14 protein-coding genes are annotated in these 13,668 nt (G+C 41.3%); 6 read left to right on the forward strand and 8 right to left on the reverse strand.

Translation table 11 applies throughout. From position 1 onward, the window contains the following. Positions 1–2: 2 nt before the first annotated feature. The 3 genes from ACFGVS_RS06865 to ACFGVS_RS06875 are packed head-to-tail and all read left to right on the forward strand — an operon-like array spanning position 3 to position 2,542. Positions 3–461, forward strand: a complete 459-nt coding sequence (locus ACFGVS_RS06865; RefSeq protein WP_439698001.1) for a GNAT family N-acetyltransferase — start codon at positions 3–5, stop codon at positions 459–461. Positions 462–486: 25 nt separating this feature from the next. Then, a complete protein-coding gene (locus ACFGVS_RS06870) occupies positions 487–1,110 on the forward strand; it encodes an AlbA family DNA-binding domain-containing protein (protein WP_274213038.1) in 624 nt (207 codons plus the stop codon). Positions 1,111–1,162: 52 nt separating this feature from the next. Beyond that, positions 1,163–2,542 (forward strand): MATE family efflux transporter, encoded by a 1,380-nt coding sequence (locus ACFGVS_RS06875; protein WP_439698002.1) that lies wholly within the window; start codon positions 1,163–1,165, stop codon positions 2,540–2,542. Here ACFGVS_RS06875 and ACFGVS_RS06880 read toward each other — a convergent pair. The 8 genes from ACFGVS_RS06880 to ACFGVS_RS06915 all read right to left on the reverse strand — a co-directional run bounded on the left by ACFGVS_RS06880 (position 2,539) and on the right by ACFGVS_RS06915 (position 11,655). Next, positions 2,539–3,441 carry a histone deacetylase family protein gene (locus ACFGVS_RS06880; RefSeq protein ID WP_439698003.1) on the reverse strand — a complete coding sequence of 301 codons (903 nt, stop codon included), beginning with the start codon at positions 3,439–3,441 and terminating at the stop codon, positions 2,539–2,541. The genes ACFGVS_RS06875 and ACFGVS_RS06880 overlap by 4 nt on opposite strands. A gap of 4 nt (positions 3,442–3,445) precedes the next feature. After that, entirely contained in the window at positions 3,446–4,300 is an 855-nt protein-coding gene (locus ACFGVS_RS06885) for a bestrophin family protein (protein ID WP_439698004.1), read from the reverse strand. A gap of 11 nt (positions 4,301–4,311) precedes the next feature. After that, complete coding sequence (gene kynU / locus ACFGVS_RS06890) at positions 4,312–5,598, reverse strand: kynureninase (protein ID WP_439698005.1); 1,287 nt, start codon at positions 5,596–5,598, stop codon at positions 4,312–4,314. A 35-nt stretch (positions 5,599–5,633) separates the two neighbouring features. Further along, positions 5,634–6,236, reverse strand: coding sequence for a DNA-3-methyladenine glycosylase (locus ACFGVS_RS06895; protein ID WP_439698006.1), 603 nt, complete (start codon positions 6,234–6,236; stop codon positions 5,634–5,636). Next, positions 6,233–6,883 carry an alpha/beta hydrolase gene (locus tag ACFGVS_RS06900; protein WP_439698007.1) on the reverse strand — a complete coding sequence of 217 codons (651 nt, stop codon included), beginning with the start codon at positions 6,881–6,883 and terminating at the stop codon, positions 6,233–6,235. Before ACFGVS_RS06900 ends, ACFGVS_RS06895 begins: the two co-directional genes overlap by 4 nt. After that, positions 6,883–7,359 carry a GAF domain-containing protein gene (locus ACFGVS_RS06905; RefSeq protein ID WP_090647695.1) on the reverse strand — a complete coding sequence of 159 codons (477 nt, stop codon included), beginning with the start codon at positions 7,357–7,359 and terminating at the stop codon, positions 6,883–6,885. The genes ACFGVS_RS06900 and ACFGVS_RS06905 overlap by 1 nt, the downstream gene beginning before the upstream one ends. A 175-nt stretch (positions 7,360–7,534) precedes the next feature. Continuing rightward, the gene (locus ACFGVS_RS06910; RefSeq protein ID WP_439698008.1) at positions 7,535–9,244 is read right to left on the reverse strand and encodes a GMC oxidoreductase; all 1,710 of its coding nucleotides are present in this window, start codon (positions 9,242–9,244) and stop codon (positions 7,535–7,537) included. 191 nt (positions 9,245–9,435) lie between these two features. After that, entirely contained in the window at positions 9,436–11,655 is a 2,220-nt protein-coding gene (locus ACFGVS_RS06915; protein ID WP_439698009.1) for a hypothetical protein, read from the reverse strand. A 178-nt stretch (positions 11,656–11,833) separates the two neighbouring features. Between ACFGVS_RS06915 and ACFGVS_RS06920 the strand changes: the two genes are divergently transcribed. The 3 genes from ACFGVS_RS06920 to ACFGVS_RS06930 all read left to right on the forward strand — a co-directional run bounded on the left by ACFGVS_RS06920 (position 11,834) and on the right by ACFGVS_RS06930 (position 13,640). Then, complete coding sequence (locus tag ACFGVS_RS06920) at positions 11,834–12,676, forward strand: MOSC domain-containing protein (protein WP_439698010.1); 843 nt, start codon at positions 11,834–11,836, stop codon at positions 12,674–12,676. Next, positions 12,673–12,951 carry a SelT/SelW/SelH family protein gene (locus tag ACFGVS_RS06925; protein ID WP_090647689.1) on the forward strand — a complete coding sequence of 93 codons (279 nt, stop codon included), beginning with the start codon at positions 12,673–12,675 and terminating at the stop codon, positions 12,949–12,951. Before ACFGVS_RS06920 ends, ACFGVS_RS06925 begins: the two co-directional genes overlap by 4 nt. 254 nt (positions 12,952–13,205) lie before the next feature. Further along, positions 13,206–13,640 carry an RrF2 family transcriptional regulator gene (locus ACFGVS_RS06930; protein WP_090647684.1) on the forward strand — a complete coding sequence of 145 codons (435 nt, stop codon included), beginning with the start codon at positions 13,206–13,208 and terminating at the stop codon, positions 13,638–13,640. Positions 13,641–13,668: the final 28 nt, after the last annotated feature.

Genomic DNA, 13,668 nt, shown 5'->3' on the forward strand with positions numbered 1-13,668 from the left:
TGATGACTACTTTTATTGACGATACACCTTTTATTGAAAAAGGCTTTATAATATCAACAGACAAGAACTTGTTACCTATTGACGTTATATTCAACTATTTAAATGACGATTCCTACTGGGCTCAGGGTATTCCACGGCAAAAACTTGAAAATGCAATTGAGAACTCCATGTGTTTTGGCGTTTACAATCACACCACATTGGCGGGGTTTGCGCGGATTATTACAGACAAAGCCACTTTTGCGTACCTTTGCGATGTGTTTATTTTACCCGAATTCAGGAAAAAAGACCTGTCGAAATGGCTAATGCAAACCATTGTTAAACATCCTGATTTACAAGGACTAAGGCGTTGGTCGTTAGCTACAGCCGATGCTCATGGCCTATATGCACAGTTCGGATTTTCGCAACTAAGCAAGCCCCAAAACTGGATGGAAATATTTACACCTTATATAAAACCTCAATAATTAGTTTAAGGAACCGGAGCTTATAATGAATATAAAAAAACTGATTTTTGAGGGCGAGGGTGTTAAGCTCGACTTTAAAAAAACAATTACCAGCTGCGAAAAGATAGCCCGTACCATGGTATCGTTTGCCAATAATAAAGGCGGAAAATTATTAATTGGCGTTGCTGACGACGGCACCATAAAAGGCGTAAAATCCGAAGATGAAGAGCGTTACATGATTACGCGGGCCGCCCACATGTTCATCAGGCCTGCACTGGAGCCTACTTTTGAAGAAATTTATGTTGATGATAAAATGGTTTTGGTAGTAGATATCCCAGCCAGTGATCTTAAGCCACATTATGCCCTTGCAGATGATGGCAAATGGTGGGCTTATGTAAGGGTAAAAGATAAAAGTGTATTAGCCAGTAAAATTGTGCTGGAGGTGCTTAAAAGATCGGCAAGCGATCAAGGCGTTTTGATAGAGTATTCAGATAATGAGAAAACGCTTCTCAGCCATCTGGAGAAGTCAAACCGGATAACTATCAAAGAGTGTAGCGAATTGCTGAAGATGGGACGCAGACGTACACAACGCATCCTGGTTGATCTTATTCTGTCGGGGCTTATTCGTATAAACACAACCGAAAAAGAGGAATATTATACGGCCTGTTAGGTTGTTCTTTTGTCGCCACCAATCGTTACTTTTGCGCCCCTGCAAATAAGTGATGAAAGCCATATACCATAAATACCGCCCATTTTATAGCGAGAGTTTAAAGCTGGCCATTCCGGTAATGATATCGCAACTTGGCCATATTATGGTTCAGATATCAGATTCAATTATTATTGGCCATTTTACAAATAAAGTATCCTTAGCTGCAGTTTCGTTGGTAAACAGCTTGTTTATGATACCACTTGTTGTTGGTATGGGGATATCATATGGCTTAACCCCGCTCATCGCTCAAAACAATGCGCGCAAGGATTTTAAGGAGTGTGGTTTATTACTATCAAATAGTTTAATGTTAAACCTCCTGACCGGCATTGTCTTATTTTCGGTTATATACTTTGGTACTTTGCCGTTAATTGGCCATCTTGGGCAGGCGCCATCAGTTGTAAAAACGGCTACACCTTATCTTTTCCTGCTAAGCCTGTCAATTATTCCGCTACTTATTTTCAACACATTTAAGCAGTTTGCCGAGGGTTTGGGCTTTACCAAACAGGCCATGAAAATATCTATTTGGGGCAATGTAATCAATATATGCCTTGGGGTCATATTTGTTAAAGGCTTGTTCGGTATTCACCCTATGGGTATAAAAGGAGTTGGGTACAGCACACTGATTGATCGTTGTGTTATGGCAATTGTAATGGCCATCTATGTATTTAAATCCCCCATATTTAAAGGTTATTTAAAGAATTTTGCCGTCAAAAATATCGATCGTTTGCGTGGCTTGCGAATCTTAAAAATTGGTGCTCCGGTTGCCCTGCAATACATTTTTGAGGTTAGTGCCTTTGGCGGTGCATCTATTTTAATAGGTACCATTGGTGTAAACCAACAGGCTGCGCATTTGGTTGCGCTTAACCTGGCTTCGGCTACATATATGATGGCCACCGGTGTATCAGCTGCCGCCGCCATAAAATCGGGCAACTATTTTGGTATTAACGACCACAAAAACCTGCGCCTTGCCGCTATATCTAATTATCATATCGTATTGATATTGATGGGTATAACAGCAGTTATTTTCGCTCTCGGTCGAAATTATTTACCCTGGATCATAACCTCCGACAAAGACGTTATTATTATCGCTTCGCAATTACTGATCATAGCCGCCTTTTTTCAGCTTTTTGATGGAACGCAGGTTGTTGGCTTGGGTGTATTGAGAGGAATGGGCGATGTAAATATTCCCACGTTTATCACCTTTCTGGCTTATTGGGTAGGCGGTTTGCCAATTGGTTACTTACTTGGCGTAAAATTAAAAATGGGCGTTTATGGGGTTTGGTACGGACTTGTGCTGGGCCTGGCTATTGCCTCTGTGCTGCTTTTTTTTAGGTTCAATTTGATCAGTAAACGGCATAGGGATATAACGATACCGATACCTGCAAAAGATTAAAAGTACAAATCGATTGCTGCCTTAAAGGTATTGCAATGTGCATCCACGATATCTTTGATCTGTGGCGAATAGCCTCCTCCCATGCTTACCTGCACCGGCAAATTATTGTTGATACATTGTTCAAAAACAAATCTGTCGCGTTTTTTACAGCCATCTTTGCTAAGGGATAACTTTCCCAGTTTGTCGGTACTCAAAATGTCAACACCCGACAGGTAAAAAACAAAGTCCGGTTTATGTGTACTGATTAACTTTGGCAGTGTTTTATGTAAGATATCCAGGTATTCTTCATCTCCAACCCCATCTGCTAATGGAATATCAAGATCCGACCGTTCTTTTCTGAAAGGGAAATTTCTATCACCATGCATCGAAAATGTGAATACCCTGGCTTCTTTTTCAAATATCTGCGCAGTGCCATTTCCCTGGTGTACATCTAAATCGATAATTAAAATAGAATTTGATAAGTTACTATTTAATAAATAGTTAGCAGCAATAGCCTGGTCGTTCAACATACAAAATCCTTCGCCCCAGTTTGTACCGGCATGATGTGTGCCACCGGCTACATTAAAAGCAATCCGGTTATTTAAAGCGGCTAAACAACCATCAATAGTTCCTTTAGCGATTCTTACTTCACGCTCAACCAGTTGTGCCGATAATGGGAAGCCTATTCGCCGCTGTTCTTTTGATGGGAGTGTTAAATCGTGGAGTTGTTTCCAGTAGCCTTTATCATGAGTTTTGATTATTATATCATCTGATAACAGTCCCGGGGAGAAAATATCGTCGGGTTTAATAATCCCTTCATGTAATAGCTGTGCCGGAATCAATTCATACTTCAACATCGGAAAACGATGCCCTTCGGGCAGCGGATGAGCGTATATCGGGTCGTAGGCTATCTTAAACATATTATTAACCCAGGATTTCCCCTACGTGTTTCTGGATATTTTCGCAAATATTATCTAAGGGAAGGTCATTGGCATCATATCCAAACGGGTCTTCAATTTCCTCGGCCAATAACTCAATGCTGGCAAAAACAAATAATACAAAACCAATAATTGGTATAGCAAGATATTTCATCTCAAACGCCCATGTAAATGGAAGCGTCATGATATAAGTAAAGATAAACTTCTTGATAAATACATTGTATGAGAACGGTATCGGAGTTTTTCTGATTCTTTCACATGCACCGCAAATATCTGTAAATGAAGTAATTTCGGTAGTTATGCTAAATAATTGCTCCGGGGTGATATTACCCTGTTTGTTAAGTTCATAAATACGCCCGATAATGGCAGACGCCACCTGGTTAGGCACATGTTTTTCGGCATCGATAACAATAAAAGCTTGCTCTTCTGATATGTAAATATCCCGGAGATGATTCCGTAACACCCTTGCATACAACGGAATGAGATAATTAAAAAACGCCCATTCCTCTTCGCCAATCAGGAATTTTAATTTAATAGCCAGGTTACGGCTGCTATTGGTTAGGCTACCCCATACTTTCCTGCCTTCCCACCAACGGTCATAAGCCGAGTTTATCCGGAAGGCCAGTAATAACGATAACACAAACCCTACAGTTTGGTGTACAAAACTTACTTTTTTGAGCAGGCTACTGTCTGGTAAATGCCAGAAGTCTATCAGTAAATAAATTACTGCACCCGCATAGGCGCTAACTGCAATAATCAGCGGCAGAAGCTCACGTAGCGTATCGGCCTTGTTAAGCTTAAAAATAAAAGAAAACCACTCTTTGGGATTGTAGTAAACCATGTATCAATAATCTATTTTACGGCTTCAATGGCATTTGCCAGGTGTTTTGCCGTGTTGTAAACGTCCTCGAAAGAATTATATAACGGAACGGGACTTAACCGAATCACATCCGGTTCACGCCAGTCGCCAATTACACCATTGTCGGCCAGGTAGTTGAAAATTGCTTTGGCATTCCGGCTGCAAACTATCGATAGCTGGCAACCACGGTCAGTTTCATTTGCCGGTGTAATAATATTAAAAACATTATCCCCCAAATCTTTATTAACCTCCTTGATCAAAAACTCCAAATAGCCCGTTAGCGCAACGCTTTTCTTACGGAGATTGTCAATATAGCCCGCATCGTCAAAAACTGCCATAGAGGCCTTAAACAAAGCCAAAAGGATTATGGGGCTAGTGCTCACCTGCCAGCCATCGGCACCGGATGCCGGATCGAAGCCGGGGGCCATCAAAAAGCGTTTATCGGCACGGTAGCCCCACCAACCGGCAAATCGGTTCATTTCCTTATCTTTAAAATGTTTTTGATGTACAAATATCCCGCTAATGCCTCCCGGGCCGGAATTCATATATTTATACGAGCACCAGCAGGCAAAATCGGCTCCCCACTCGTGCAACTTCAACGGCACGTTTCCGGCAGCATGCGCCAAATCGAACCCAGCATAGGCGCCGGCATTGTGTGCAGCCTTAGTTATCGCCGGTAAGTCAAAAAACTGACCGGTGTAATAGTTTATTCCACTAAACATTACTAAAGCCAATTCATCAGCGTGCTCATTTATGCAATTTACGATATCTTCGGTACGTAAAGTTACTTCGCCCTCACGCGGAAAAATTTCTATAATGGCATCTTTAGGATCAAGACCATGAAACTTCACCTGGCTTTCCACGGCATACTGATCTGACGGAAAAGCGCCGCCTTCCATGATGATTTTAAATTTTTTACTATCTGGCTTATAGAAACTTACCATCAATAAGTGAAGATTTACTGTAAGCGAATTCATAACAGCTACTTCACTTTCATTTGCACCGACTATAGCAGCCACCGACTTTGCAAGCGGCTTGTGGTATTCCAGCCAGGGGTCACTTCCCTGGAACCAGCCTTCAACCGCAAGGTTTTGCCAGTTTGCCATTTGATCGGCCACATATTGAGCTGCAGATTTTGGCTGCAGGCCAAGGGAATTACCACAAAGATAGATGGCATCCTCTCCATTATGTTTCGGGATCAAAAAGCGATCTCTGAACTCCTTTAGTGGATCAAGTTCGTCCTGTTCAATTGCAAATGCTAAGCTGTTTTGGTAATTCATCGCCCAATATTACAAAAAAGGCATTTTAAACCGGGTTATTTATTGGGTTTACTCACGTATTTATTGCCTTTTACATAAAAACGATAAGGTAAAAAAGCATCCTCGCCGGCATAACTTACGCCAATACGCGGGCCAATTGTAATTTGCTCATCTGGAAAATTGAGTCCACGGTCTTCTATCCAAAGCGTATCGCTTTGGAGGCTTATCGCATTGATATTTCGGGAGATACCCAGAGCCTTAGCTACCGAGCCTGGCCCCGCAGTGATAGCGGGCTTAAGCATGGGCATATTGCGCCTAACCTGCATGGCCTCAATGCCCTCGGTAGGGTTTATTGCACGAATAAGGATAGCATGGGGCGTACCCTCAACAGAAGTAACTATGTTAAACATTTCGTGAATGCCATAGCACAGATAAACGTATGCTATACCGCCCTGCATAAACATCGTTTTGGTACGCGGGGTTATACGGTTGCCATAGGAATGAGAAGCCTTATCAATAACTCCGTTATAAGCTTCTGTTTCAACAATATAACCTCCGGTGGTTACACCGCCTATACAGGAAAATAAGTACTTACCAAGCAGGTTTTTACTGATGGCAACTACGTCATTCCCGAGGTAATAATCCTCATTTAGTTTCATTGTTGATAAAGGATTGGTTTTAATAATTTGTTTATTTCTGCTGCTTTATCAAAAATCATAATGTGCGTACCGCCTTTTACAATGGTAGCATTCTTTATTTTTTTGTAATCAAAAACCAAATCTTTATCGCCGGTAATGTGGTAGGTATTTGGTGGGATAATATCATTTTTCCATGCTAAAATAGCACTCATTGCCCACTCGATAAACACCGGTGAAGTACCTTTCAACATCTCCATAAACACCGTTGCATCACCTTTAGCCATCCCCCCGAACACCGGCCTGATCATGGGTCCCATCGAGGTCATCAGTTTACCGGAAATGAGTTTTTGAACCGGCACATTTCTGAAAAAGCTAAAATAGCCCGGCGCCTCGTCGCTGGTTTTGATACTGGATATCAGGATCACCTTTTTCATTGGCACGATTTTGGCAATTTCTACCGCGAGCATTCCTCCCAACGAATTGCCAATCACTATTGAATCAGGTTTTATATTATATTGATCTATAAGCTTTTGGGCGTACGAAGCTAAAGTATCAGCTTTGCCTGGCTCTATCCAGTTTATCGGGATAACTTCATGGTCGTGCAAGTCGATATTCTTATAAATCCGGGTGTCGGCACCAAGGCCCGGAATGATATAAATCCGGCTCATTAAAATTTAATCAGCTTTACTATTTGCTCCAGGAACAAAGCATCGGTTTCATCAAACTGATCCAGCAATTCGCTGTCAACATCCAGCACCCCTACTGCTAAATCGTTATTAAAAACCGGCACCACAATCTCCGACCGGGAAAGCGAGCTACATGCAATATGCCCGGGAAATTCTTCAACATCCGGCACTATCAATGTTTTGGCCTGCTCCCATGCCGCGCCGCAAACGCCTTTGCCCAATTTAATACGGGTACAGGCCACCGGGCCCTGAAACGGGCCTAAAACAAGTTCGTCGTTTTTTACCAAATAAAAACCAACCCAAAACCACTTAAACTGCTCTTTTAAAGCTGCGCTGATATTGGCCAGGTTGGCCACTAAATCGGTTTCGCCATCAAGCAAAGCTGCTATCTGGGGTAGCAATGTGGTATATTGTTCGGTTTTATCGGTTGATGTGGTTATGTTTAAATCCTCTGCCATAACGCAAAGATGGATAATTTGGCAGCAAGTATTTTAGTGCAAAAGTCAATTTTTGCATATTATTTACAATGCAAAAAAGACCGACAATACAAATCCTACCAAACAATCCATCTTCAAATTTTCAAATCCTCAAATCTTCAAATTGCCTTTCCAATCCTCAAATTTTCAACTCAATTTAAATATTTCCTTTCTTCAACTCATCCGCAGCAAAATTCGCGGCACGGGCGGTTAATGCCATATAAGTTAAGGATGGATTTTGGCATGCCGACGATGTCATGGCCGCGCCATCGGTAACAAATACGTTTTTGGCGTCCCAAACCTGGTTATGTTCATTTAGCACCGATGTTTTAGGATCGCGGCCCATACGGGCGGTGCCCATTTCGTGGATTCCATCGCCTATATTATGGCCACGGTCATGCGTTTTTACGTCTTTAACACCGGCGCTTTCCAGCATTGCTTTAGCTTCTTTAACAATATCTACGCGCATCTTCATTTCATTTTCCCTGATAACCGCATCCATAGATAAAATTGGCAGCCCCCATTTGTCTTTACGGGTTTTATCAAGCGTAATTTTGTTATCGTGATAAGGCAGCAGTTCGCCAAATCCGCCTATACCTATTTGCCAGTCGCCAGGTTCGGTTATGGCATCTTTGTATTGCGCACCAATATTCATTTCGGCAATTTCACGGCTCCAGCCGGTACGGCTTGCCGCGCCCTGGTAACCAAACCCACGCAGGTAATCGCGTTTATCGCCAAATAAATTGGCAAAACGCACTACGTAAATGCCATTGGCCCTGCGGCCATAGTAATATTTGTCTTCAAATCCTTCAACAGTGCCCGATGCACCCAAATTATAATGGTGATCCATAATATTATGGCCCAGTTCGCCACTACTGCTGCCCAACCCATCAGGCCAGATGTCAGTGGCCGAATTCATCAATACCCACGCACTGTTTAAAGCAGAAGCATTAACAAATACAACCTTGGCATAATATTCATAAGTTTTGTTGGTTTCGGCATCCAGCACCTCTACTCCTTTTGCTTTTTGAGTATCCTTATCATATAATATCCTGGTAACTATACTGTATGGCCTTACGGTTAAGTTACCGGTAGCCAAAGCGGCCGGCAAGGTAGATGACTGTGTACTAAAATATCCCCCGAAAGGGCAGCCCTCCCAACACCTGTTCCTGAACTGGCATTGTGTACGGCCGGGGATAGCGGCCGTAAGATTGGCAACACGACCTATGATCATATGCCTTGTATCGTTATAATTCTTTTTAATTCGCGCAGCTACATCTCTTTCTACCCAGTTCATATCCATCGGTGGCAAAAAATGTCCGTCAGGTAAGTGAGGCAATCCTTCCAACGATCCACTTATACCAGCAAACTTCTCAACATGATCGTACCATGGGGCAAGGTCTTTATAACGGATGGGCCAGTCAATTGCCCAGCCATCTTTTGCATTGGCTTCAAAATCATAATCGCTCCAGCGGTAGCTTTGACGGCCCCATAAAATAGAGCGGCCGCCCAGTTGATATGATCGCCACCAGTTAAACGGCTTAACCTCGTGATAAGGTGCTTCCTGCTCATTCACCCAGTAATCCATAATAGGTTCCTGGGCGCCCCAGTTACGTGAAATTACCGGGCGGGCTTTTCGCTGCTCCTGCGTTACCGAACCGCGGTGCTCAAAGTCCCAGGGATCTTTGGCTGCTGTTTTATAATCTTTAATGTGCTCAAAGTTCCTGCCGCGTTCAAGCATAATGGTTTTTAAGCCCCTGCCTGTTAGTTCTTTAGCCGCCCAGCCGCCGCTGATGCCCGATCCTACAACAATAGCGTCATAAGTATTTCCGGCTTTGGCGCTGCCGCTTACATTGTTTAATGGCATAATCTCGAATTGGTTATGAGTAAATTTAGTATTGGTTTCTCAATTGGATAAAACAATATTATCAATTAATATTAACTAAAGCAATCATTTGAAAATAAAAATACAATCGATTGAGAACTTGATTTAACAACAATAACGGGCTCGGAGCATTGCGTTAACAATAACCGGGTCCGTTAGTAGTCTTTGTTAATTTATAGGTTTGTAATGGGGTAACTAACCCACGATATACTATCAATTTTATAATACATTAAATTGCCGGCGGGATAAATTACCGTTTGCCCAACTGTTGCAAACTTGTAGGCTGTATTCAGCGCTTCGTTACTGGTATAAGCGGCGGTTGAGAAGACAGGATTAAGATAAGTTGTCCCATCGACTATAAAATTGGGATTGACATTATTTTTAATGAGATTATTATTAATAATCGCATTTGTCGCGACCGCTGATATATTTAAAGCGGTAGCGGAAACGTCTATGATATTCTGTGTGATCATCAATCCGTCAACAGAATTCGGAATGTAAATGGCAATGTATGAATTACTAATATTGTTATTATTAATGCTAAGATTAGTGTAGGTACTTGACAAATCGGCTTTATAATTGCTTATCCTTATCCCATTTCCTTTTGAGGATGTATTTGCGATGCAGGCGAAAATGTTATCTACAATTGAAAGATTTTTCAGATTGTAAGCGCTCGACGTAATCGCGTAAAATAGGTTTGCAGTTGTAGCTAAGGTCGAAAACTCAAACATGTTTCCTGAAATCTTTACATCTTCTGCATTAGTTGTCCCATCGAATTGTATTCCATTTCTTAAAATATTGAGAAATTGGTTGTTGACTATATTAAGGTTGGTAATTGCTGGAGGTTCAACGGTGTCCGTGCCCGTTGTCGTTGTAATTGGTGTCGATCTTATATAGATCATATCATAGGTATAACTTGCTGGCAGGATACGATCAAGTACGCCGTCAAAAATATTTCCCTCGATTAACAATCCATCCATTTTATTACCAATAGCCTGAACAAGCACTCCGCCATAATTACCATGACTTCCATCAGCGTTTATATTGCCTGTATTTTTTAGCGTGTTACCCAGCACTTTTACACCAGACATTCCTCCGTCCACCGCATTTGAGTTAATGCTGATGTGTCCGCTATTATAAAGTTCATTACCTATAGCGTTGATGTTTTTACCAATTATCTCAATGCCTATTTTTCTACAGTTCCTAATGATATTATTACTGATTAAAACACTTTCCACTCCTTTGTTGGCATTTTGATCATACTGGCTACTATTGCCGCCAATACTGATCCCGTAAACGAACCTCTGATTACCGGTATTTGCCGAAACACACTCGATTATATTGCCAGATAAGATTATATCCCGCATACTTCCGTTGTTGTAGTTACTGGATGTTCCTAAACTGGTAAAACATTCTATTCCTAAAGAATCGTTACTTACATTTCCCATTAAGAGTGTGTTATTTAAAATCCTCAACCGTTTATTAAGATTACCAGTTGTGCCAGAAGTTTTAATACATCCGTTTACACTGTCTATTGAATCGATCAGGCAATTAGATAATGTAATATTACCAAATTCAGTTGTTGATAAGCCACCGATATTGGCCCTTAGTGATACAGCCCCTAAATTTGTTGAAGAAGCTGTACCGTGTTGCTGACAATTTTTTATTTGAGAATTGGTGATCGTTATATCTTTGCAACAATCTACCCTTATACCCTCGCGGTACGTATTTTTAACATATATATTGTTGATATAAATCCGTTCAATAATGGGCGATCCAATAACACTAGAACAGTTTATACCATAAGTTGAACCTGACGGCGGCGGCGGTATTGTTTTCGCTATTATTCCGGTAATGACAGCCCTGGAACCATCTATTGTTATATCTTCAATATTTACGTCCGTTGTATTGATATTTATTACCGGTTTATTCGCGAAGGTTGTCTCCGTTGTGAATTTCAACAATATACCATGTCCTGATATTTTAACGGGGTTATTAATTGTTATGCCACTAACTGAGTATGTCTTCCCACCTGTGAAAACAACCGTATTATTAGTGGCTGCAATAATTGCGGCATTTATTGCATAGGAGTCATCTGTTACGCCATCACCTACAGCTCCAAACCATTCGGGCAAAAACTCTGTCGTATTAAATTTTAATTTGAGGATAAGGTTAGCGTCGGCGGTACCACCAATATACCAATACTCAGTTGGCACGCCATTAAGTAATACAGATACAGTTAAACCAATATAACGATATGAAGATACAATAGTGGTATTCGCTTCTGTAACATCATTATATGGCCTCCATACCGAGCCAGTAAAAATGCCATACTTGTTGTCTAAAGCCAGGGAAGCGTTCAATTGAAAATTGTCGGTGATCGTAGTTGCCATGATAATAAATTTAGGTTTACAAATGATTTATAAAACTATTATTTAATAATGTAATTATCAAGTAAAAAGATTGTTAATATAGCGTGATAGTTAATAAACATTGTGTTAACCTATTAAATATCTCCCTTTCTGTCACAGCTTATCTTTTTCTATTTTTGCAAGGTATTCAACGATATTTATGCTGCAGATAACTGAACTATTCATCTATCCCATTAAATCATTAGCAGGTATTCCGTTAACTTCGGCCGAAGTTACCTCGCGCGGTTTTAAACACGATAGGCGATGGATGCTGGTTGATGGCCAAAACAGGTTTCTCACCCAAAGGGAACACCCCCAGATGGCGCTGATCAAAGTAAACATACAAAGCGATGGCTTGCTGGTTTCTTATCATGCAAACGGATCTATAAAGATTCCGTTTGCATACGATACCCGTAGTAAACATGACGTTGTGATTTGGGATGATACGTGTATGGGCGTTCATGTAAGCGCTGAGTTTGACGAATGGTTTACTACCACATTGGGTATTCCTTGCCGGCTGATTTATATGCCCGACGACAGTGAACGTGAAGTTGACCAACGCTATGCCCAACCGGGCATGATCACCTCTTTTGCTGATGCCTACCCTTTTTTGCTTATCGGGCAGGCATCACTTGATGATCTCAACAGCCGTTTATCCGAACCGTTGCCCATGGACAGGTTTCGGCCAAATATCGTTTTAGCAGGCGGAACAGCATTTGAAGAGGACGTTATGAACCATATTACCATAGCCGGTATCAATTTTTATGGCGCTAAACTCTGCGCCCGCTGTATCATGACCACTATCGATCAGCAAACGGGCGTAAAAGCTAAAGAACCGTTGAAAACACTGGCTACTTATCGCCTAAAAAATAACAAGATCCTTTTTGGACAAAACCTGGTACACCAGGGCGAAGGATTTGTTACTGCCGGTGATACCCTTAATGTATTAAGCACGCACACCGACGACAGATTTATAATTGAGAAAAAGAAATCAGTATCATGAAACCAACCGTCACTATTGAATATTGCCCCAAATGCGGCTGGATGATGCGGGCAGCTTATATGGCCCAGGAACTGCTTACCACTTTTACTGATGACATTTATGGGGTAACCCTACATCCAAGCGAAATAAGCGGGAGGTATACTGTTTTTATCGATGGCGATGTGATTTTTGACAGGAAAAAAGAGGGGCGTTTTCCTGAAATCAAGGAATTGAAGCAATTGGTGCGCGACAGGGTTAACCCCGAAAAAAACCTTGGGCATTCGGATAAAAAATAAAGATATATCAAAAAATCTCGGGTTTTACTGCAATTGTATATTCAATTAACAGCGTTTTTTTTTGATAAAAAGAAATACGCCCATCATATCGCCCTCTTTTTCCGTCTTAACACCCATTGATTTTACATATTTTTCGGCAAACTGTAATTTTATTATAACAAAAAAGGTAAATAAGATAGTATCGTTGTACTCTATGGTTTTAGTGGATTATTTTATTTAATATTGTTTAACTTTTTGAGTTTTTATTTTTTAAAATGCTTTCCAAAAAAACAAAGTACGCTATTAAGGCATTGGTGATCCTTGGCAAAAACATGGATCAGCCGCCTATGCAAATTTCGAGAATCGCCGAGGCAGAACGAATTCCCAAAAAATTCCTGGAACAAATCCTGCTCGATCTGCGCAACGCTGGTTTCCTGTATAGTAAAAAAGGAGCAGGCGGCGGTTATAGCTTAAACCGCGATCCGAAAGAGATTTTCCTGGTAAGTATCATGCGCATTACCGATGGCCCCATAGCCATGGTACCTTGTGCCAGCCTGAATTTTTACCACAAATGCGATGAGTGCCACCAGGAAACTACCTGCGGCATACGCGATGTGTTTGTTGATGTGCGGGATGCTACACTTAAAATACTGAGCGAGACCAGCATAGCTGACATTATAACCCGCGAGCAGACGCTCATCAACGTGTAATGTCATCATAAAACTGTCAAATAACAGT

Source organism: Mucilaginibacter sediminis, from assembly GCF_051903035.1.
GTDB lineage: Bacteria > Bacteroidota > Bacteroidia > Sphingobacteriales > Sphingobacteriaceae > Mucilaginibacter.